Source organism: Pseudomonas frigoris (assembly GCF_047758635.1).
GTDB classification, from domain to species: domain Bacteria; phylum Pseudomonadota; class Gammaproteobacteria; order Pseudomonadales; family Pseudomonadaceae; genus Aquipseudomonas; species Aquipseudomonas frigoris.
The window spans coordinates 3,664,485-3,682,721 of record NZ_CP180479.1; the positions used below are offsets into that span (position 1 = coordinate 3,664,485).

Genomic DNA, 18,237 nt, shown 5'->3' on the forward strand with positions numbered 1-18,237 from the left:
CTAAAACGTACCGCTTTGGCGGGTGAAAACACGCAACAGGGCTCATCACACGGGGTAATACCAGTATATCCCGCATGAATACCTATCGTATTTAAAGTTTTTCGTTAGCGTGGTACAGTATGTACTTAAGTGGCATGTACCACAGTACGAAATCGTAGGAGAACTCATGGCTCGTGGCGGCGTTAATAAAGCAGTGGTGCAAGCGGCACGTTTGGCAATTCTCGCCCGCGGCGAAAACCCAAGCATCGATGCGGTACGGATCGAGATGGGCAATACCGGCTCAAAAACCACTATCCACCGCTATTTGAAGGAGCTGGATGACGGCGCCGAGCGCGCCGAAGTGCCGCCAGAACCCATTGATGACGAGCTGGCGGGACTGGTCTCGCGACTGGCACAAAGACTCAAGGAGCAGGCTCAGGAACCCATCGATCAGGCCCGCGGGCAGTTCGATCAGCAAAAAAAACAGCTGGATACGCAGTTGCATGAAGCCCAACAAGCCAACACGCAATTGCATCAGCAGTACGAGATTCAAAGTCTGGCACTGACCCAAGAGTCCGAGTCCCTGCTAGAAACCCGCGCCATGCTGCAGACCGAGCAAACCCGCAACGCCGGACTGAACCAGGCGCTGGCCGATTTCGAATTACGCTTGCAAGACAAGGATGAGCAGATCCGCTCATTGGAAGAAAAGCACCTGCACGCTCGCGATGCCCTGGAACATTATCGCAACGCTGTCAAAGAACAGCGCGAGCAGGAACAACGTCGCCACGAAGGCCAGGTGCAGCAAATTCAAATGGAATTGCGTCAGGCCCAGCAAAGCGCATTGGTGCGCCAGGATGAGATCACCCAACTGCACCGCGACAACGAGCGTTTGCTGACGGAGAACCGTGGCACCCTGAGAGAGTTGAGCCTACTGCAGGATCAACTCAAGCAAACCAACGCTCGACAGGATCAGCTACTGGAACAGGTGAACCGTATCGACAGCGAACGCACCCTCCTCCAGGAACGCTTGCGCGCTGCCCTGCTGGAAAGCCAGTCGCTGAAACAGAGCGTCGATGAGCAGTCGCAGATAAACAAAGCGCTGGAAATTGAGTTGCTCAAGACCCAGGCGAGCCTCGATGAGAGCGTGCGCCTGGCGGCCGTCATTGCGACAGCGCCAGACGCATCAGAGCCCCAAAAGGACGATTAACCCGCGACCGGCGTGCGCATGGTGACGAACTCTTCGGCGGCAGTCGGGTGCACGCCGATGGTCTCATCGAAATCTCGCTTGGTGGCACCCGCTTTCAAGGCGATCGCCAAGCCCTGCACAATCTCCCCAGCCTCCGGACCGACCATGTGACAGCCCAGAACCTTGTCGCTCTTGGCGTCCACCACCAGTTTCATCAGGGTGCGCTCCTGGCATTCGGTCAGGGTCAGCTTCATGGGCCGGAAGCGGCTTTCGAAGATCACCACATCGTGACCGGCCTCCCGGGCCTCTTCCTCGGTGAAACCGACCGTGCCGATGTTCGGCAAGCTGAATACCGCGGTCGGGATCATCTTGTAATCGACCGGGCGATACTGCTCAGGTTTGAACAAACGTCGCGCCACGGCCATGCCTTCCGCCAACGCCACCGGCGTCAGCTGAACCCGACCGATCACATCGCCAAGCGCCAGGATCGACGGCTCAGCAGTCTGATACTGCTCGTCGACCTCGACGAAACCTTTCTTGTCGAGTTTGACGCCGGTGTTTTCCAGCCCAAGATTGTCGAGCATCGGACGTCGACCGGTGGCGTAGAACACACAATCCGCTTCAAGCTCACGGCCGTCCTTGAGGGTCACCTTCAGGCTGCCATCGGCCTGCTTGTCGATACGCTCGATGTCGGCGTTGAATTGCAGGTCCATGCCGCGCTTGGTCAGTTCTTCCTGCAAGTGTTTGCGCACCGCACCGTCGAAGCCGCGCAGGAACAGCTCACCGCGATACAGCAACGTGGTCTCGGCACCCAGACCGTGGAAGATCCCGGCGAATTCGACGGCGATGTAACCACCGCCTACCACCAGAACGCGCTTGGGCAGCTCTTTGAGGAAGAACGCCTGATTGGAACTGATTGCATGCTCATGCCCCGGAATTTCCGGAATCTGTGGCCATCCACCGGTAGCAATCAGGATGTTTTTGGTGGTGTAACGCTCGCCATTGATCTCGACCTGGTGCGGATTAACGATTTTGGCGTGGCCTTCATGCAAGGTCACGCCACTATTAACCAGCAGGTTGCGATAGATACCGTTCAGGCGATTAATCTCGCGATCCTTGTTGGCGATCAGCGTTGCCCAATCGAACTTCGCTTCGCCCGGCGTCCAGCCAAAACCTTGCGACTGCTCGAAGTCTTCGGCGAAATGCGCGCCGTAGACCAGCAGCTTCTTCGGCACACAGCCGACATTCACACAAGTGCCACCCAGGTAGCGGCTCTCGGCCACGGCCACTTTCGCGCCAAAACCGGCAGCAAAACGCGCAGCCCGCACACCGCCGGAACCGGCGCCAATCACATAAAGGTCAAAATCGTAGGCCATTTTCAATCTCCTCGGCAGTCCACAAGCATACCCGCAGACGTCCGCTGGGCAAGCGCTGCAATCGATATGGGGACGGAAAATGAAAAAGCCACCTGAAGAGGTGGCTTTTAAGAAACAACTGGGTCAGAGGCTATTAATAGGCCTTGCCAGTCTTGTAGAAGTTCTCAAAGCAGAAGTTGGTGGCTTCGATGTAGCCTTCAGCGCCACCGCAGTCAAAACGCTTGCCCTTGAACTTGTAGGCAATCACGCAACCGTTTTTCGCCTGCTTCATCAGGGCGTCGGTGATTTGAATCTCGCCGCCTTTGCCTGGCTCGGTTTGTTTGATCAGCTCGAAAATATCCGGCGTCAGGATGTAACGACCGATGATCGCCAGGTTGGACGGTGCGTCTTCCGGGGCTGGTTTTTCGACCATGTTGCGAACGCGGTACAAATCATCAGCGATCAGCTCGCCGGAGATCACGCCGTACTTGTTGGTTTCCTGCGGATCCACTTCCTGGATCGCTACGATGGTGCAGCGATACTGCTCGTACAGCTTGACCATCTGGGTCAGGACGCCGTCGCCTTCGAGGTTGACGCACAAGTCGTCCGCCAGCACTACCGCGAACGGTTCGTCGCCGATCAGCGGGCGGCCAGTCAGAATGGCGTGGCCCAGGCCTTTCATTTCGGTCTGGCGAGTGTAGGAGAACGAGCACTCGTCCAACAGTTTACGGATGCCGACCAGGTATTTTTCCTTGTCGGTGCCCTTGATCTGGTTTTCCAGCTCGTAGCTGATGTCGAAGTGGTCTTCCAGAGCCCGTTTGCCGCGACCGGTAACGATGGAAATTTCGGTCAACCCAGCGTCCAGTGCTTCTTCGACGCCGTACTGGATCAGTGGCTTGTTTACCACCGGCAGCATTTCTTTGGGCATGGCTTTAGTCGCTGGCAGGAAGCGAGTACCGTAACCGGCTGCTGGGAACAAGCATTTCTTGATCATAAAAGTCCTTGATAGGGCTGTGTGTACGAGTTTCGGCGCAGTCTAATCAGGCGGCGTGCACCTTACAATGCCCCGCACTGGCTAACCGATGCCATCATAGAGAAATATTCTCGCGGATAGTTCCCGAGATAGCTCCGCAGCCTTTATAGATAGCACAGACCATCAGATCTGCACGGCCGCGAATCGCACAACCCTACACCATCAGCACCGGTTGAGTGCATTTGGCGCTAACATTGCGCGATTGAACCAGCCAACGAGGCAGATAGATGTCGGAAGCAAAAAGTGTCAACGGGTTCCTGATCAATCAGGCGAAAGACGGCCAGTGGTGGGTAGACAGTGCCAGCGGCGAGAATATTGCCGGGCCTTTCCCGACCGAGGCGTTGGCGATCGAAGTGGCATCCGTATTGGAGCTCGAACACCCAGCCCCGAAGCGTCGCGGCAAGGACAAGTCCTGAGAAGCACCCGACTCGACCCAAGCCCTGCTCGCGCAGGGCTTTTTTGTGATTGCCTGCAACCAAGTGGCCATTCGCTATAACCTTTTGATGCCAGCGCTGTCACAGGCTCAGCCCCTTCATCCTGACGACGACAACGACATGAATAAATTTTTGCCACTGATCGCGGCACTGGCCCTGAGCGGCTGCGCCACTTCCGAAACGACCTACCTGAACAACGGCGAGCAAGGCCTGGCGATCGATTGCTCCGGGGAAGCCAATTCCTGGGCGACCTGCTACGAAAAAGCCGATGCCTCTTGCGCCGGCACCGGCTATCGGATCGTCGGTACCGACGGAACACCTTCGACCAAGGAAAGCGACAAGACGCTGGGTGTCGACGTCGGCAACTACAAGAACCGCAGCGTCGTGGTGGTCTGCAAGTAAGGCGCCCTGCCCTACATGTGAATTTCGGCGAACTTGATCCCGAGACCGCGCACCGTCTCGATCAAATCGTCGAGGCTACTGAAGGATTCGACTTCATCGTTTTCATCCACCAGAAAATAACTGCGACCGGCGCTTTTTTTGAAAAACACGATCCATTCTCCCGAATTCGCCGGATTCTGAATCACGTGGGTGGCAGAGATGTGACCCTCTGCATGGCGCTCCCGTACCTGCTCTCGCTTCATGCTCGACTCCAGAAATGACAATGCCGCCAAAGCGCTGCTTTGGCGGCATCGGTGCTGACGGGCGACAGTCTATCAGCCGGAAATGCACGCGGTAGCGGCATTACGTACATCCATGGGGCGCAACGGCACGTTGGAGATGCGCTCATGCAACTTGATGCTGCTGCCGCCGGAGCGGTCTTCGATATCAAATACGGCGGCCGGGCCCGAGGAGAACTTCTGCGGCACGATGACTCGCATACCGTCCTTATGCGGTTCGACTTGCAGCGCTCCCCGGCTGCTGGCCAGTTTCTCGGTCAGGCATTGCGCGTACTCATGAGGCTTCTTGCCTGAAATCACGTTCATGGTGGGCAGCGTCTCATTGATCTCCGAGACACTCGCACAGCCACTCATCGCTATCGCCATAGGCAGGACCAGCACACCCCACTTCATACAACACCTCCGATAAAGACACTCCGACAGTACAAATGCTGTTTTTCTCCGAGGCTTGCTGCGTTTATCGCTCATAGAATTCCGTATAACTGTTTTTAATTGTCAAAGCGGACCCCGACGACCGGATAATAACCCGTTCGGGCTGATAAACTGCGCCAATCGCCCATGCTATCGTTTTGATTTTGTAGAAAAAGCCCTTCTGGAGGCGCCTCATGAAATTTATCCACCAGCGCGAGCACCTCAACGAAGACGACATCGTCGTCATTCAATGCTCCCAAACATGCAATATCCGCTTGATGAACGACGCCAATTTCCGCAGCTTCAAGAATGGCGGCCGCCACACTTACCATGGTGGAGCATTCGACACTTTCCCTGCCCGGATTACTGCACCGAGTACCGGTTTCTGGAACATCACCATCGACACGGTCAACCGCCGGCCGATCAGCGTAACTCACAAACCGACCCTGACTCACACCATCAAGATCATCCGCCGCTCCAGCACGAAACTGAGCTGAGTGACACCCAAACACGAAGACAAGCAGGTATGACCGTGGCCCAAACGACCAAGTACGTCATCAAATACAAACTCAATGGTGAGCGTCGCTTCGAATTTGCCCAGCTTGAAAACGGCACGGAAGAAGAAGCCAAGGCCGCGCTGGATGCTCTTCATGGTTCGAGCGAAGACGTCATCAGCGAAATAAGCGTCAGCAAAGCGCTGTAAAGGGACCCGGAGCGACAACATGGACGTCTGCTCCCGCCTCTGGAATTCAACCGCAAGCGCCGGAGTGTTAACGAAGTCCCCGCTCCCTAGACTGGCCACCTCAACCTTTGGTTAAGGAGTCAGAACATGTCTACTACCTCGATTCGCTTCATCAGCGGCACTTCCAGCCTTGGCGTCTTGCTGCTCGCATTCAGCGCCGAGGGGTTGTGTGCGCTGCTGCTCGGCGATGACCAGGCCACGCTGGAACGCGATCTTTCGCAACGCTTCCCCGGCCAACAAGCACCGCAGCGTGATGAAAGCTTGATGCCTGAGCTGGAGCAAACCTTTCGCCACCTCGAAGACCCGCGTAGCACCCTTGATTTGCCGCTGGATCTGACAGGCAGCGTATTTCAACGACGAGTCTGGGATGCCCTGCGGCAAATACCGGTGGGTGAAACCGCCAGCTATCTGGATATCGCGCGACAACTGGGTCAACCCACGGCTTTTCGGGCGGTGGCCAATGCCTGCGGAGCAAACCCGCTGGCGGTTATCGTGCCGTGCCATCGAGTGCTGCGTCAGGATGGCAGCCTCGGCGGCTACCGTTGGGGGCTGGAGCGCAAACGGCAACTGCTGGATCGTGAGGCGCAGCGATGAGCGAGCACTCTCTCGATGGACTGGACTGGGTCATGCTCGAGCAGCAACTCGATCAGGATGGCTGCGCGATCATCCGGTCGCTGTTTAGCCACGAGACGTGCGATGAAATCAGCGCTCTGTATGCCAGTGCCGAACCGTTTCGCTCGCAAGTGATCATGGCTCGTCACGGCTTTGGCCGTGGCGAGTACAAATACTTCAAATACCCGTTGCCGGATGTCGTCGCCCGTTTGCGCAGTGCGCTCTACCCTCGCCTGGTGCCGATAGCCAATCGCTGGTACGAGCTCATGGACCTGCCGACGCGTTTCCCTGAAACCCATGAAGCGTTCCTCGAACGCTGCCATGCCGCCGGTCAGGAACGCCCGACGCCGTTGTTGCTGCAATATGGACCGCAGGACTACAACTGCTTGCATCAGGATCTGTACGGCGAACACGTCTTCCCGCTGCAAGTGGCGATTCTGCTGTCCGAGCCCGACGACGATTTCACCGGTGGCGAGTTCGTACTGACGGAACAGCGCCCTCGAATGCAATCGCGACCCCAGGTCATTGGCCTGAAGAAAGGTGACGCGCTGATCTTTGCCGTCAACCAACGGCCGGTCAAAGGCGTTCGTGGCTATTACCGAGTCACCCTGCGTCACGGCGTGAGTCGCCTGCACAGCGGAAAACGGCATACCCTTGGAATCATCTTTCACGATGCGTTATGACCCCATGAACCCGATCACCTTCGACTTGTTTGCCGACGCGGAACCCGAGCAGCAAACCAGGCTCGATCGGATCGGCGAACAGTCCTGCGTCCTCAGAGGCTTTGCCCTGCCCTGGCTGGATCAGTTGCTGCCCGCACTGGACGCAGTTCTGGCGGCGGCACCGTTTCGGCAGATGATCACGCCCGGGGGCTTTACCATGTCGGTCGCCTTGAGCAGTTGCGGCGCGCTGGGCTGGACCACCGACCGCAGCGGCTATCGCTATACCCGCCATGATCCGCTGACCGGAGAACCCTGGCCAAAAATGCCCGAGGTGTTTCTCGAGTTGGCACAAGCGGCGGCGCGGGAAGCAGGGTTTGCGGATTTTGTACCTGATTCCTGCCTGATCAACCGTTATGTTCCCGGAGCCAAGATGTCGTTGCACCAGGACAAAGACGAAGTTTCCTACGCAGCGCCCATTGTTTCAGTGTCCCTGGGATTGCCGGCGATGTTTCTGTTCGGCGGTTTCGAACGCAGCGATAAAAGCCAACGAGTGCCGCTGTTGCATGGCGACATCGTGGTCTGGGGTGGCGTGGATCGCTTGCGGTATCACGGCGTCTTGCCAATCAAGGACGGCCAACACCCGCGACTGGGCGAACAACGGATCAACTGCACCTTTCGTACCGCCGGGTGAAGCCTTCGAATTCGACCGCAAGACCCGGGGTGCAGCGACCCCGTCGGCTGGTTAATCTGCATGAAACGGATCAACGGACATGAAGCCATGACAAGCCATTCGACAAAGATCGCCACCGAGAACGACCCGCGCTGGGCCGCCGTCGTCGCGCGTGATCCCCGGGCAGACGGACAGTTTGTGTATGCGGTGAAAACCACCGGCATTTACTGCCGTCCCAGCAGCCTGGCGCGTTTGCCGAAACCGCAGAATGTCGAGTTCTTCGACACTGCCGAACAGGCCCAGGCGGCGGGTTATCGCCCCAGTAAACGCGCCGCGAAAGATCAAAGCGACGTCGCCGCACAACATGCCGCGACGGTGGCCGCCGCTTGCCGCCAGATCGAAACCGCGGAGAATCTGCCTGTTCTGAGCGAGCTGGCTTCTGCTGCGGGCCTGAGTAGCTTTCACTTCCATCGGGTGTTCAAAGCGGTGACCGGTCTGACGCCCAAGGGCTACGCCGCGGCCCATCGTTCACGCAGGGTTCGTGAGCGTCTCGCGGACGGAGACTCGGTGACCGACGCGCTGTATGACGCCGGCTTCAACTCCAACAGCCGTTTCTATGAATCCGCCGATCAACTATTGGGCATGAAACCAGGTGATTACCGCGCCGCCGGTCAGAACAACGACATTCGTTTTGCCGTCGGCCAGTGTTCCCTGGGAGCGATTCTGGTGGCGCAGAGTGAGCGTGGTGTTTGCGCGATCCTGCTGGGCGATGACCCGCACCAACTGGTCTGCGATCTGCAGGACAAGTTTCGACGTGCGAATCTGATTGGCGCCGATCACACGTTCGAGCAACTGATCGCCAAGGTTGTAGGTTTTATTGAAGCGCCGGCCCTGGGCCTGGACTTGCCGCTGGATGTTCGTGGCACCGCTTTTCAAGAACGGGTCTGGCAAGCCCTGCGGGAGATTCCCGTCGGTCGCACCGCCAGCTACGCCGATATCGCTCAGCGAATCGGCGCGCCAAAAGCGATGCGCGCCGTGGCTCAAGCCTGCGGCGCGAACAACCTGGCGGTGGCGATTCCGTGCCACCGCGTGGTGCGCAGCGACGGCAACCTTTCAGGCTATCGCTGGGGTGTGGAGCGCAAGCGTCAGTTGCTTGAGCGCGAAAACCCGTCTGAGTCCTGAATGCCGATATAGACCGACACTGAATCCGGGCTGGTATAAACCTCGAAGTCTGTGGCGAACGTGCGGCAAACCTGCGGGTTGTCCTTAAAGTAGGCCCAGATCAGGCCCCACGCCTGAATGACGCTGTCTGGCATCGCCCCTTTGGCGCTGAACACCAGGTATTCGCCTCCCTCCACCTGAACCTGCGGAAAGTCCTCGGAGGGCGCGGTGACCGCCACCCCCGCGGTCACATCGAAGTGGCCCGAAGCGTCGGACTCGTAGTTGGAATAGACGCCGTAAACAAAGGAATCCGGCTGCTTGTGGGCGATCTTGTCGAAGATTCCCTCAACGAAAAATTGTTCCCACATCGGGCCGATGCGCGCCGTGTCTGGTTGCTGCTCTGCGGCATTGCAGGTGCGCACTTGCAGGCCCGAGACGCTAAAGGGCCGCACTTCACGCTGTTTTACATCCATGGTCGATAGTCCTTGTCTCTGTCGTTTGTCTGTTTGATTGGCGGTGAGACAGTCAACGATTGACGTCGACCACCACCCGACCACGCAATTGGCCGGCGAGTAATCGCGGTGCAGCCTCGATCACTTCGCTCAAGCCGATTTCGTGGCTGATCAGCGGCAACAAGGTGAAGTCGAGATCCTTGGCCAGACGATTCCAGGCCAGTATCCGCTTGGCTTTGGGCTGAGTCACGCTGTTGATCCCGGCCAGGGTCACGCCGCGCAAAATGAACGGGGCGACTGAAGCCGGGAAGTCCATGCCTTGCGCCAGGCCACACGCGGCGACAGTGCCGTCGGCCTTGGTGCTGGCACAGGCGTTGGCCAATGTGTGGCTGCCGACCGAGTCGATGACCGCCGCCCAACGCTCCTTGGCCAAGGGTTTGCCCGGCTCGGACAGCGTGGCGCGGTCGATGATTTCGCTGGCGCCTAATTGCTTGAGGTAATCGTGCTCGGAGGTGCGGCCGGTAGACGCGACCACCCGATAGCCGAGCTTGCTCAGCAGTGCGATGGCGAAACTGCCTACACCGCCATTGGCGCCGGTGACCAACACGTCTCCCTGCTCGGGCGTCACGCCATTATGTTCCAGCGCCAGGATGCTCAGCATCGCCGTGTAACCGGCCGTGCCGATAGCCATCGCTTGCGCCGCGGTGAACGCCTTGGGCAGCGGAATCAGCCAGTCGCCGTTCAAGCGAGCCTTCTGCGCGAGTCCGCCCCAATGCCCTTCGCCAACACCCCAGCCGTTGAGTACGACTTGATCACCGACCTTGTAGTCCGGATGCCCGCTGACTTCGACAGTACCTGCCAGATCGATCCCCGGCACCATCGGGAATTTTCGCACCACCGGGCTGCTGCCGGTGATCGCCAGGCCATCCTTGAAGTTCAGCGTGCTGTACGCAACACGCACTGTCACATCGCCCTCGGGCAGTTGATCGTCATTGATCTCTTGCAGTGTGGCCCGGTAACCGCTGTCGTCTTTGTCGATCAAAATGCCTTGGAACATTGCTGCCTCCAGATGGAATCACTCAGTTGTCGTGCAGTTGAAATAACACACAGCCACATTTCACCGTACTCGACTTTAAGCCAAGAGTGGCACACGAACTGAAAACTCGACTGGCCTTATGTCAGTCATTGCTGATACAAAAACGGTCCTACCGTCCCTGCCCTGTTATGACGTCGGAGAACCCTTCAAATGAGCAAATGGCCAGACACCCGCATTCTTGACCTGCTTGGCATTGAGCTGCCGATCATCCAGGCGCCCATGGCCGGCGCGACCCATTCGGCCATGGTTATCGCAGCCAGTAATGCCGGCGGACTGGGCTCAATGCCGGCAGCCATGTTGAGCATCGATCAGTTGCGCGAGGAGCTGAAAACGATTCGTCAACACACTCAACGTCCGATCAACGTCAACTACTTCTGCCATCAGCCACCCGCCGCCGATGAGCAACGCGCTCGAGACTGGAAGAATCTGCTGGAACCCTACTACCGGGAACTTGGCGTGGACTTCGACGCGCCGACGCCAGTGTCCAATCGAGCGACGTTCGATAGCGCAGCCTGCGAAGTGATCGAAGAGTTTCGCCCCGAAGTCGTGAGTTTTCACTTCGGACTGCCGGAAAAGTCCCTGCTGGATCGCGTGAAAGCCACTGGGGCGAAAGTACTCTCCTCGGCCACCACCGTCGAAGAGGCGATCTGGCTGGAGCAGCAGGGTTGTGACGCAATCATCGCCATGGGGTACGAAGCCGGTGGCCATCGGGGCATGTTTCTCAGTGATGATCTGAGCAGCCAGGTGGGCCTCTTTGCGCTGGTGCCGCAGATCGTCGATGCCGTGAAAGTGCCGGTGATTGCTGCCGGCGGGATTGCCGATGCACGAGGCGTCGCGGCGGCTTTCCTGTTAGGGGCTTCGGCGGTGCAAGTGGGCACGGCGTACTTGTTCACGCCAGAGGCCAAGGTCAGCGCGTCTCATCACAAGGCGTTGCGCACGGCCAAGGAAAGTGAAACTGCCGTCACTAACATTTTCACCGGACGCCCGGCGCGCGGAATTCTCAATCGGGTGATGCGCGAACTTGGGCCGATGAGCGCAAAAGCCCCGGTCTTCCCGCTGGCGGGTGGTGCGCTGATGCCGTTGCGGGCCAAGGGGGAAGCGGATTTCAGCAATCTCTGGGCGGGTCAGGCATTCACGCTGGGCGTTGAAATGACCACGGCTGAACTGACCCGGCGCCTGGCTGAGGAAGGATTGGCCAAGTTGTTGGGTCGGTAATGCACTCACCTGTAGCAGCTGCCGAAGGCTGCGTTCGGCCCGGTCCGCGCTCGGGCGAAGCAGTCGTAAATTCAGCTGCCACGATTAACCTGAAAGACCGCGGTATCTGGTTTCACGACCGCTTCGCAGTCGAACGCAGCCTTCGGCAGCTGCTACAGGGTTATGCGTGGCCTCAATAACGCGCATCCGACACATTCCGTTTGCAGGCATTTCGCTATATATTCCGCTATATAGCGTTTCACCCCCTCGTTGCACTTGCCTATAACGGAGCCGTTTCATGACCATTCGTGCCTCACGTTTTGCCCCCACCTGTCTGGCAACCCTGCTTGCAGTGTTCGCTTTCGGGTCAGCCCAGGCGGACGAAGTCCAGGTCGCCGTCGCCGCCAACTTCACTGCACCGATTCAGGCGATCGCCGCTGATTTCGAAAAAGATACCGGGCATAAACTGGTCACCTCCTATGGTGCCACCGGCCAGTTCTATACCCAGATCAAGAACGGCGCACCGTTCGAAGTGTTCCTCTCGGCGGACGACACCACCCCGCAAAAACTCGAAACCGAAGGCGACACGGTCAAGGGCTCGCGCTTCACCTACGCCATCGGCACCCTGGCGTTGTGGTCGGCCAAGGAAGGTTACGTCGATGCCAAGGGCAAAGTGTTGAGCGACAACCAGTATCAGCATCTGTCCATCGCCAACCCGAAAGCCGCGCCTTACGGTCTGGCCGCTACTCAAGTGCTGGCCAAGCTGGGCCTGACCGACAAGGTCAAAACCAAGATCGTTGAAGGCCAGAACATCACCCAGGCCTATCAATTCGTCTCTACTGGCAACGCCGAACTCGGTTTTGTGGCCTTGTCGCAGATCTACAAAGACGGCAAAGTCACCAGCGGCTCGGCCTGGATCGTTCCAGCCGACATGCACGACCCGATCAAACAAGACGCGGTGATCCTCAACAAAGGCAAGGACAACCCCGCTGCCAAGGCACTGGTTGAGTACCTCAAAGGTCCGAAAGCCGCCGCAATCATCAAATCCTACGGTTACCAACTCTAAATGACGCTATTGAGTGCCGACTTTTCCGCCATCTGGCTGACCCTGAAACTGGCGTCCCTGACGACGCTTATCCTGCTGGTCATCGGCACTCCGATTGCGTTATGGCTGTCGCGTACTCGCTCGTGGTTGCGCGGCCCGGTCGGGGCGATCGTCGCCCTGCCCCTGGTGCTGCCGCCGACGGTGATTGGCTTCTACCTGTTGCTGGCGCTCGGCCCCAACGGGTTTGTTGGCCACTTCACCCAGTCACTCGGCCTCGGTCCCCTCACGTTCAGTTTTGCAGGGCTGGTGATCGGCTCGGTGCTCTACTCGATGCCGTTCGTGGTCCAACCGCTGCAAAATGCTTTTTCCGCCATTGGCACTCGCCCATTGGAAGTGGCCGCGACCTTACGCGCCAATCCCTGGGACACATTTTTCAGCGTGATCCTGCCGCTGGCCCGCCCCGGTTTCATCACCGCTGCCATTCTCGGTTTCGCCCACACCGTCGGTGAGTTCGGCGTGGTGCTGATGATCGGCGGCAACATTCCCGACAAGACCCGCGTGGTCTCGGTGCAGATCTACGATCACGTCGAAGCCATGGAGTACGCCCAGGCCCATTGGCTGGCCGGAGCGATGCTGGTGTTCTCCTTTATTGTGTTGCTGGCGCTTTACTCCAGCCGTAAAACCAAAGCGGGCTGGAGCTGATCGATGATTCATACGCGTCTGAAACTGAGGTATTCAGGGTTCGCCCTGGAGGTGGATCTGCAATTGCCCGGCCGCGGCGTCACTGCCCTTTACGGTCATTCCGGTTCGGGCAAGACCACCTGTCTGCGTTGCATCGCCGGCCTGGAGAAGGCCGAGCAGGGTTTCATCCAGGTCAACGATGAAGTCTGGCAGGACAGCGACAAGAAGATTTTCGTACCGCCACATAAACGGGCATTGGGTTACGTCTTCCAGGAAGCCAGCCTGTTTCCCCATCTGTCGGTGCTGGCCAATCTGGAGTTCGGCCTCAAGCGCATTCCTCGCCCACAGCGACGGGTCGACATGGCACACGCGACCGAACTGCTCGGGATCGGCCATTTGCTGGATCGCCATCCGCAGCACCTTTCCGGTGGTGAACGGCAGCGGGTCGGCATCGCGCGCGCCCTGCTCACCAGCCCGAAACTTTTGTTGATGGACGAGCCGCTGGCGGCATTGGATAGCCAACGCAAAAACGAAATCCTGCCTTACCTGCAACGACTGCATGATGAGCTGGACATCCCGGTGCTGTACGTCAGCCACTCACAGGATGAAGTCGCGCGGTTGGCCGACCACATCGTCTTGCTGAGTGAAGGCAAAGTGCTGGCCAGCGGGGCTATTGGCGAAACGCTGGCCCGTCTCGACCTGCCCCTGGCGCTGGGCGACGACGCCGGCGTGGTGATCGAGGGGCACGTCAGTGCCCATGACGCCGACTACCAGTTGCTAACCCTGCAACTGCCCGACACGACCCTGAATATTCGGGTGGCTCACTCACCGATGACCTTGGGTCAGGCGCTGCGCTGCAAGGTTCAGGCACGGGATGTCAGCCTGAGCCTGCAAAGCGTCGAGCAAAGCAGCATCCTCAATCGCCTGCCGGTCACCGTGATCAGTGAAATGGGCGCGGACAACGCCGCCCACGTGCTGATCCGTCTGGACGCTGGCGGCACACCGCTGCTGGCGCGGATCACCCGCTACTCCCGAGACCAATTGGGCGTGCACCCCGGCCAGCAACTCTGGGCACAGATCAAGGCAGTAGCGGTTCTGGCATAAATCCGCTGGCACGACTGCAACGGCGTGCGGTCAATGGCTGTAACGGCCCCTGATCCGTCGCCAAGGACTACCGCCATGCCCGATATCGCGCTGCCCGATGCGCTGCCATCAGACCTGCATTACGTCGATGACACCCAGCCCGGCATCGCCCGCAAGAAACTGCGCGGCAAGTTCTGCTATTACGACCTTGCGGGTCAGCTCATCACCGATCAAGACGAGATCAAACGCATCAATGCCCTCGCCGTGCCCCCGGCCTACACCGATGTATGGATCTGTGCCGACCCGCGCGGCCATCTGCAAGCCACCGGCCGTGACGCCCGAGGTCGCAAGCAATACCGTTATCACCCACGCTGGCGAGAAGTGCGTGATGCCGACAAGTACTCACGTTTACGGGACTTTGGGTTGGCGCTGCCGAAACTGCGCAAACAGCTTGAAGCACTGCTGGCAGCTCCCGGCTTCAGTCGCGACAAGGTCATGGCCACGGTCATCACCTTGCTCGACGCGACGCTGATCCGGGTCGGCAACACCCAGTATGCTCGGGACAACCGATCCTACGGCCTGACCACCCTGCGCAACCGTCACGTCGAGGTCAACGGCAACGCGATCCTGTTCCAGTTCCGTGGCAAGAGCGGTGTCGAGCACCAGATCACCGTGAAAGACCGACGCCTGGCGCGGATTATCAAACGCTGCCTGGAAATTCCCGGGCAGAACCTGTTTCAGTACCTGGATGAAAACGGTGAACGACATACCGTCAGTTCCTCCGACGTCAACGCCTACCTGCAAACCCTCACCGGCGCCGACTTCACAGCCAAGGACTACCGAACCTGGGCCGGCAGCGCATTGGCGTTGGCGGTTTTGCGCGAACTGCAGTGGGAGCCCGAGTCGGATGCCAAGCGGCATGTGGTGGAGATGGTCAAGAACGTTGCCAAACAACTGGGCAACACCCCGGCAGTCTGCCGCAAGTGCTACATCCACCCGGCGGTGCTCGATGGTTTTCTTTTGGGTGCGTTGGCTGAGCTGCCCAGACCACGAGCGCGCAAAGGGCTCAGGGCAGAGGAAGTCGGGCTGGCGGTGTTTTTGGAGATGCGGGGCAATGGCTGAGGCGACGAACTGACCTGTCTATTTTTTTGCATGATCGCCAATGGCTTCTATAGTTGATGTGAACCTGAATTAGCTGCGGTGAGCCATGGAAGACATTTTCGTTGTGAAGCGATGCAACAAGATCATCATCCATGGTCGCAGGGCCGGAGAACCCGATCATCCACCACCCGACGCCGCCGTCTGGTATCGCATCGCCGATACTCGAACCCGCGGCTTCATCGGTGACGGTTTCGATCGTGAAGAAGACGCCCTGCGTGAATGCTGGCAGCTTAATGCCAGGTCGCAAGTGACGGCCCGACAAGGCTGAGGTCACCTGCCATTTAGGGGTCTATACTGAAAAAGCTGAAGGAATAGCGACCCCATCGGCAGAAAGCTCGCTCCCCGCGGGCTTTTTGCTGCCAAATACAGGTTTCTTGAACGGAGGTGTTTGCCATGTCCGAAAAAGAGTCCATCACCACTCTGCTCACCCTTCTCGATTCCCGTCAGGCTCGCCTGGCAGCGGCGTGCAAGGAAATCGCCGACTGGGTCGATCATCAAGGCGGGCACCCGACGGCCCTTAGAATTCGTGATCGTCTGAACGACATCGAGAAGGACGCACCACTGATTCGCAATACGCTGTCTTCGCTCAAACCTGTCGACCCGCCCCTGCCGCGGTTCAGATGATTCGATCTGGACATCCTCAAGGACACGGCCTGATTCAGGACGCATGAACGGCGACCTTATCGTCACCGGGTGCGTCCTTGCCTGAGCGCTTCCTGCTACATCCCCAACCCAGCCTGGCGCTGGGCTTTTTTTTGGCTGCGCAGTCTGTTTCACACTGTATTCACAACTCACGCCCTACAGTGGCCCCGACTCCTTTGAAGAATCCCCCTGGCCCGCCCGCATGCGGGCCTTTTTTTGCCCATTAATCAGGCAACGAACGTCGCCGTACGCTGGAGGTCAAACCATTACACGCAACGAAGGAGACGTCTGATGGTTACTCACTTTAAAGTCGGCGGGCATCTGGCCTGCGGCCATAAAGGCAGCAAGCTCGTTTCAACCAGTGAACTGACCCGGGTGAAATGCAGAAGCTGCCGCAACACCGACGCGTTCAAGGATGCGCGCAAAGACCAACGCAACGCTGCACGCCGCGCCGCACGCAAAGCCAAAGTTACGCATACAGCCAATGACTGGCGCGCGGCTTGGGTCGAACGGCTCACCGCCATGGAAGGACTGCAACGATTGCCTCGTGGTTTCACCGGTCAGCCTTTCGTTTAGCTGACAGCATCGGCGGCTGAATCGAATTCACTCGATCCGGCCGCTGGCGCCATGATTTCCAGCAACGACATGCGCTTTTTCCGAAGCCGCTGATGAAATCGCCCGTGCGACAAAACGCGAAATCCGTTTCGCCGCAGTACCGTCGGAGGCTTATCGTCAGGCGTTGGCACAGGAAGAACTTCCCGCACAACTGATCGACTTGGTGCTGTATCTCTTCACCATCGTGCTTGATGGCCGCAATACACCGGTTGCCGATGGCGTACAGTGAGATAACGGGTGTGCGTTAGCTGGATGATACTTAACTAATGCACACTGAATTTATTGTTAGTTGTCTTTGTATTTTGGTCTACAAGCCACACTGAAGCGCCATCACTGTGCACGGTATTGCATTCCTTTCCATATTCTTTATAGGTGACGCAGATCACGTCACCCGCCACAGTCCAATTACCTTTAACCTCTGGATAATTAGCAATTTTAATTAACGCGGCTCCGCCAGGACTCAATGTTTCCGAGAACGGCTCGCCTTTGGCGTTATTGCTTTTGAGTTCACGACCAATCAACACCTGGTGAGTTTCATCCCCGCTTAATTGCTTCGCACCAGCAGGTGCCGGGGTATGGGCATCGTTTGGAATCTGAGGTCCGGAAGAACATCCAGAGAGAAAGAACGCTACAGCAATGGCAGCCAACAACTTACGCATCACTTCCACCTCTTACAATTTTTTATATTCAGACAACGTAACTTTTAAGGCTAGATAACCCCAAACTGATCAATATATTTTTTGACGATAACATCAATAGCGGCGTCAGCGAGGTGTGCACCATTGCCATGCAATTTTTTGGCGGCAAACAGATTCCTCAACTAGGGTTCTATCGAACCAAAATTGCGCCGACGGTGTTGGCGGGCACTCATCAAGGAGGGGACAGATGACATCAATTCGTAAGACCGAGCAAACCTATCGCACCTGGTCCAGCCCAATCTTGCTTGAACTCAAGGAGAGAGAGCACCAGCTGGACGCTGAAGCCCGCCAGGCCCTTCAAAATGTCTTGGTCGAGAGAAGGCTTGTCGATACCGGCAACCCTTCTGGCGAAGATCGACGCGCCGCTAATCCAGGGGCTAGCGGCCGGGGTCAATAACTGCTACGGGCTAAAAAACAGCAAGCAAAAGAAATCGGGCTGCAGGGATCCCGCATTCGAAGGCAAGACGGACGGACGTCGGTCTGTAGAAATGGCTTTTGCTAGCTGGATCGCCGATCAGGTGGGCCATACCAACGGCAACATGATCCGTAAGCACTACGGAACCTGCATCAATGAGGACGGACCGGACGTGGTGGGCATGCTGCAACTGGCCCTGAAACTGTCACCGGTTACAGCTCTACACTGAA

The 18,237-nt window shown here is 58.0% G+C and carries 25 protein-coding genes and 2 pseudogenes; 20 read left to right on the forward strand and 7 right to left on the reverse strand.

The window, feature by feature from the left end; all coding sequences use genetic code 11:
- The first annotated feature begins 166 nt into the window (after positions 1 to 166).
- Entirely contained in the window at positions 167 to 1,186 is a 1,020-nt protein-coding gene (locus tag ACMXYH_RS16740) for a DNA-binding protein (protein ID WP_415764192.1), read from the forward strand.
- Here ACMXYH_RS16740 and gorA read toward each other — a convergent pair.
- Both gorA and galU read right to left on the reverse strand, forming a co-directional pair.
- Positions 1,183 to 2,541 carry a glutathione-disulfide reductase gene (gorA, locus tag ACMXYH_RS16745; RefSeq protein WP_415764193.1) on the reverse strand — a complete coding sequence of 453 codons (1,359 nt, stop codon included), beginning with the start codon at positions 2,539 to 2,541 and terminating at the stop codon, positions 1,183 to 1,185. The genes ACMXYH_RS16740 and gorA overlap by 4 nt on opposite strands.
- Positions 2,542 to 2,674: 133 nt before the next feature.
- Positions 2,675 to 3,514 (reverse strand): UTP--glucose-1-phosphate uridylyltransferase GalU, encoded by an 840-nt coding sequence (gene galU / locus ACMXYH_RS16750; protein WP_129444518.1) that lies wholly within the window; start codon positions 3,512 to 3,514, stop codon positions 2,675 to 2,677.
- 266 nt (positions 3,515 to 3,780) lie between these two features.
- On the opposite strand from galU, the gene ACMXYH_RS16755 reads away from it, so the two are divergent.
- The gene (locus tag ACMXYH_RS16755) at positions 3,781 to 3,969 is read left to right on the forward strand and encodes a hypothetical protein (protein ID WP_129444520.1); all 189 of its coding nucleotides are present in this window, start codon (positions 3,781 to 3,783) and stop codon (positions 3,967 to 3,969) included.
- Positions 3,970 to 4,107: 138 nt separating this feature from the next.
- Positions 4,108 to 4,389 carry a hypothetical protein gene (locus tag ACMXYH_RS16760; protein WP_056740098.1) on the forward strand — a complete coding sequence of 94 codons (282 nt, stop codon included), beginning with the start codon at positions 4,108 to 4,110 and terminating at the stop codon, positions 4,387 to 4,389.
- 11 nt (positions 4,390 to 4,400) lie between these two features.
- On the opposite strand, the gene ACMXYH_RS16765 is transcribed toward ACMXYH_RS16760, so the two are convergent.
- Both ACMXYH_RS16765 and ACMXYH_RS16770 read right to left on the reverse strand, forming a co-directional pair.
- Positions 4,401 to 4,631: a hypothetical protein gene (locus ACMXYH_RS16765; protein WP_134420142.1), complete on the reverse strand. Its 231-nt coding sequence runs from the start codon at positions 4,629 to 4,631 to the stop codon at positions 4,401 to 4,403.
- 72 nt (positions 4,632 to 4,703) lie between these two features.
- Positions 4,704 to 5,060 carry a hypothetical protein gene (locus tag ACMXYH_RS16770; protein ID WP_129444524.1) on the reverse strand — a complete coding sequence of 119 codons (357 nt, stop codon included), beginning with the start codon at positions 5,058 to 5,060 and terminating at the stop codon, positions 4,704 to 4,706.
- A 212-nt stretch (positions 5,061 to 5,272) separates the two neighbouring features.
- On the opposite strand from ACMXYH_RS16770, the gene ACMXYH_RS16775 reads away from it, so the two are divergent.
- The 6 genes from ACMXYH_RS16775 to ada all read left to right on the forward strand — a co-directional run bounded on the left by ACMXYH_RS16775 (position 5,273) and on the right by ada (position 8,946).
- Positions 5,273 to 5,575 (forward strand): DUF1883 domain-containing protein, encoded by a 303-nt coding sequence (locus ACMXYH_RS16775; protein WP_129444526.1) that lies wholly within the window; start codon positions 5,273 to 5,275, stop codon positions 5,573 to 5,575.
- Between the two features lie 29 nt (positions 5,576 to 5,604).
- Complete coding sequence (locus ACMXYH_RS16780; RefSeq protein WP_156363902.1) at positions 5,605 to 5,781, forward strand: hypothetical protein; 177 nt, start codon at positions 5,605 to 5,607, stop codon at positions 5,779 to 5,781.
- A gap of 126 nt (positions 5,782 to 5,907) precedes the next feature.
- Positions 5,908 to 6,414, forward strand: a complete 507-nt coding sequence (locus ACMXYH_RS16785; RefSeq protein ID WP_415764194.1) for a methylated-DNA--[protein]-cysteine S-methyltransferase — start codon at positions 5,908 to 5,910, stop codon at positions 6,412 to 6,414.
- A complete protein-coding gene (locus ACMXYH_RS16790) occupies positions 6,411 to 7,115 on the forward strand; it encodes a 2OG-Fe(II) oxygenase (RefSeq protein ID WP_415764195.1) in 705 nt (234 codons plus the stop codon). The genes ACMXYH_RS16785 and ACMXYH_RS16790 overlap by 4 nt, the downstream gene beginning before the upstream one ends.
- Complete coding sequence (gene alkB / locus ACMXYH_RS16795) at positions 7,105 to 7,785, forward strand: DNA oxidative demethylase AlkB (protein ID WP_415764196.1); 681 nt, start codon at positions 7,105 to 7,107, stop codon at positions 7,783 to 7,785. Before ACMXYH_RS16790 ends, alkB begins: the two co-directional genes overlap by 11 nt.
- An 87-nt stretch (positions 7,786 to 7,872) precedes the next feature.
- Positions 7,873 to 8,946 (forward strand): bifunctional DNA-binding transcriptional regulator/O6-methylguanine-DNA methyltransferase Ada, encoded by a 1,074-nt coding sequence (ada, locus tag ACMXYH_RS16800; protein ID WP_415767713.1) that lies wholly within the window; start codon positions 7,873 to 7,875, stop codon positions 8,944 to 8,946.
- Here ada and ACMXYH_RS16805 read toward each other — a convergent pair.
- Together ACMXYH_RS16805 and ACMXYH_RS16810 are read right to left on the reverse strand one after the other, a co-directional pair.
- Positions 8,910 to 9,398, reverse strand: coding sequence for a GyrI-like domain-containing protein (locus ACMXYH_RS16805; protein WP_134420146.1), 489 nt, complete (start codon positions 9,396 to 9,398; stop codon positions 8,910 to 8,912). The two genes, ada and ACMXYH_RS16805, sit on opposite strands and share 37 nt — an antisense overlap.
- Positions 9,399 to 9,450: 52 nt before the next feature.
- Positions 9,451 to 10,434 carry an acrylyl-CoA reductase (NADPH) gene (locus tag ACMXYH_RS16810; RefSeq protein WP_129444536.1) on the reverse strand — a complete coding sequence of 328 codons (984 nt, stop codon included), beginning with the start codon at positions 10,432 to 10,434 and terminating at the stop codon, positions 9,451 to 9,453.
- A gap of 189 nt (positions 10,435 to 10,623) precedes the next feature.
- Here ACMXYH_RS16810 and ACMXYH_RS16815 point away from each other — a divergent pair, with 189 nt between their 5' ends.
- The 9 genes and pseudogenes from ACMXYH_RS16815 to ACMXYH_RS16855 all read left to right on the forward strand — a co-directional run.
- Positions 10,624 to 11,688 (forward strand): NAD(P)H-dependent flavin oxidoreductase, encoded by a 1,065-nt coding sequence (locus ACMXYH_RS16815; RefSeq protein ID WP_415764197.1) that lies wholly within the window; start codon positions 10,624 to 10,626, stop codon positions 11,686 to 11,688.
- A gap of 277 nt (positions 11,689 to 11,965) precedes the next feature.
- Positions 11,966 to 12,733, forward strand: coding sequence for a molybdate ABC transporter substrate-binding protein (gene modA / locus ACMXYH_RS16820; RefSeq protein ID WP_415764198.1), 768 nt, complete (start codon positions 11,966 to 11,968; stop codon positions 12,731 to 12,733).
- Entirely contained in the window at positions 12,734 to 13,414 is a 681-nt protein-coding gene (modB, locus tag ACMXYH_RS16825) for a molybdate ABC transporter permease subunit (protein WP_415764199.1), read from the forward strand.
- A gap of 3 nt (positions 13,415 to 13,417) precedes the next feature.
- Entirely contained in the window at positions 13,418 to 14,497 is a 1,080-nt protein-coding gene (gene modC, locus ACMXYH_RS16830; protein ID WP_415764200.1) for a molybdenum ABC transporter ATP-binding protein, read from the forward strand.
- A 75-nt stretch (positions 14,498 to 14,572) separates the two neighbouring features.
- Positions 14,573 to 15,598, forward strand: a complete 1,026-nt coding sequence (locus ACMXYH_RS16835) for a DNA topoisomerase IB (RefSeq protein ID WP_129444544.1) — start codon at positions 14,573 to 14,575, stop codon at positions 15,596 to 15,598.
- An 85-nt stretch (positions 15,599 to 15,683) separates the two neighbouring features.
- The gene (locus ACMXYH_RS16840) at positions 15,684 to 15,905 is read left to right on the forward strand and encodes a hypothetical protein (RefSeq protein ID WP_129444546.1); all 222 of its coding nucleotides are present in this window, start codon (positions 15,684 to 15,686) and stop codon (positions 15,903 to 15,905) included.
- 125 nt (positions 15,906 to 16,030) lie between these two features.
- Positions 16,031 to 16,261: a hypothetical protein gene (locus ACMXYH_RS16845; RefSeq protein WP_010460746.1), complete on the forward strand. Its 231-nt coding sequence runs from the start codon at positions 16,031 to 16,033 to the stop codon at positions 16,259 to 16,261.
- A 309-nt stretch (positions 16,262 to 16,570) separates the two neighbouring features.
- Positions 16,571 to 16,855: a hypothetical protein gene (locus ACMXYH_RS16850; protein ID WP_046047412.1), complete on the forward strand. Its 285-nt coding sequence runs from the start codon at positions 16,571 to 16,573 to the stop codon at positions 16,853 to 16,855.
- A 76-nt stretch (positions 16,856 to 16,931) separates the two neighbouring features.
- Positions 16,932 to 17,120, forward strand: a pseudogene (locus ACMXYH_RS16855) (NmrA family transcriptional regulator); the annotation flags it as partial.
- A 37-nt stretch (positions 17,121 to 17,157) separates the two neighbouring features.
- Here ACMXYH_RS16855 and ACMXYH_RS16860 read toward each other — a convergent pair.
- Positions 17,158 to 17,553, reverse strand: a complete 396-nt coding sequence (locus ACMXYH_RS16860; RefSeq protein ID WP_415764201.1) for a hypothetical protein — start codon at positions 17,551 to 17,553, stop codon at positions 17,158 to 17,160.
- 226 nt (positions 17,554 to 17,779) lie between these two features.
- Between ACMXYH_RS16860 and ACMXYH_RS16865 the strand changes: the two genes are divergently transcribed.
- Both ACMXYH_RS16865 and ACMXYH_RS16870 read left to right on the forward strand, forming a co-directional pair.
- Positions 17,780 to 17,989, forward strand: coding sequence for a hypothetical protein (locus tag ACMXYH_RS16865; RefSeq protein ID WP_415764202.1), 210 nt, complete (start codon positions 17,780 to 17,782; stop codon positions 17,987 to 17,989).
- A 91-nt stretch (positions 17,990 to 18,080) separates the two neighbouring features.
- Positions 18,081 to 18,236, forward strand: a pseudogene (locus tag ACMXYH_RS16870) (site-specific integrase); the annotation flags it as partial.
- Position 18,237: the final 1 nt, after the last annotated feature.

Bases quoted from the DNA above. Each gene is read 5' to 3' on its own strand.
- ACMXYH_RS16805 (WP_134420146.1), bottom strand. From the start codon at position 9,398: ATGGATGTAAAACAGCGTGAAGTGCGGCCCTTTAGCGTCTCGGGCCTG.
- ACMXYH_RS16770 (WP_129444524.1), bottom strand. From the start codon at position 5,060: ATGAAGTGGGGTGTGCTGGTCCTGCCTATGGCGATAGCGATGAGTGGC.
- ACMXYH_RS16790 (WP_415764195.1), top strand. From the start codon at position 6,411: ATGAGCGAGCACTCTCTCGATGGACTGGACTGGGTCATGCTCGAGCAG.
- ACMXYH_RS16860 (WP_415764201.1), bottom strand. From the start codon at position 17,553: ATGCGTAAGTTGTTGGCTGCCATTGCTGTAGCGTTCTTTCTCTCTGGA.
- ACMXYH_RS16765 (WP_134420142.1), bottom strand. From the start codon at position 4,631: ATGAAGCGAGAGCAGGTACGGGAGCGCCATGCAGAGGGTCACATCTCT.
- ACMXYH_RS16775 (WP_129444526.1), top strand. From the start codon at position 5,273: ATGAAATTTATCCACCAGCGCGAGCACCTCAACGAAGACGACATCGTC.
- ACMXYH_RS16810 (WP_129444536.1), bottom strand. From the start codon at position 10,434: ATGTTCCAAGGCATTTTGATCGACAAAGACGACAGCGGTTACCGGGCC.
- ACMXYH_RS16865 (WP_415764202.1), top strand. From the start codon at position 17,780: ATGACATCAATTCGTAAGACCGAGCAAACCTATCGCACCTGGTCCAGC.
- ACMXYH_RS16740 (WP_415764192.1), top strand. From the start codon at position 167: ATGGCTCGTGGCGGCGTTAATAAAGCAGTGGTGCAAGCGGCACGTTTG.
- gorA (WP_415764193.1), bottom strand. From the start codon at position 2,541: ATGGCCTACGATTTTGACCTTTATGTGATTGGCGCCGGTTCCGGCGGT.
- ACMXYH_RS16845 (WP_010460746.1), top strand. From the start codon at position 16,031: ATGTCCGAAAAAGAGTCCATCACCACTCTGCTCACCCTTCTCGATTCC.
- ada (WP_415767713.1), top strand. From the start codon at position 7,873: ATGACAAGCCATTCGACAAAGATCGCCACCGAGAACGACCCGCGCTGG.
- ACMXYH_RS16760 (WP_056740098.1), top strand. From the start codon at position 4,108: ATGAATAAATTTTTGCCACTGATCGCGGCACTGGCCCTGAGCGGCTGC.
- alkB (WP_415764196.1), top strand. From the start codon at position 7,105: ATGCGTTATGACCCCATGAACCCGATCACCTTCGACTTGTTTGCCGAC.
- ACMXYH_RS16850 (WP_046047412.1), top strand. From the start codon at position 16,571: ATGGTTACTCACTTTAAAGTCGGCGGGCATCTGGCCTGCGGCCATAAA.
- ACMXYH_RS16755 (WP_129444520.1), top strand. From the start codon at position 3,781: ATGTCGGAAGCAAAAAGTGTCAACGGGTTCCTGATCAATCAGGCGAAA.
- ACMXYH_RS16780 (WP_156363902.1), top strand. From the start codon at position 5,605: ATGACCGTGGCCCAAACGACCAAGTACGTCATCAAATACAAACTCAAT.
- ACMXYH_RS16840 (WP_129444546.1), top strand. From the start codon at position 15,684: ATGGAAGACATTTTCGTTGTGAAGCGATGCAACAAGATCATCATCCAT.
- modC (WP_415764200.1), top strand. From the start codon at position 13,418: ATGATTCATACGCGTCTGAAACTGAGGTATTCAGGGTTCGCCCTGGAG.
- ACMXYH_RS16785 (WP_415764194.1), top strand. From the start codon at position 5,908: ATGTCTACTACCTCGATTCGCTTCATCAGCGGCACTTCCAGCCTTGGC.
- galU (WP_129444518.1), bottom strand. From the start codon at position 3,514: ATGATCAAGAAATGCTTGTTCCCAGCAGCCGGTTACGGTACTCGCTTC.
- ACMXYH_RS16815 (WP_415764197.1), top strand. From the start codon at position 10,624: ATGAGCAAATGGCCAGACACCCGCATTCTTGACCTGCTTGGCATTGAG.
- modA (WP_415764198.1), top strand. From the start codon at position 11,966: ATGACCATTCGTGCCTCACGTTTTGCCCCCACCTGTCTGGCAACCCTG.
- modB (WP_415764199.1), top strand. From the start codon at position 12,734: ATGACGCTATTGAGTGCCGACTTTTCCGCCATCTGGCTGACCCTGAAA.
- ACMXYH_RS16835 (WP_129444544.1), top strand. From the start codon at position 14,573: ATGCCCGATATCGCGCTGCCCGATGCGCTGCCATCAGACCTGCATTAC.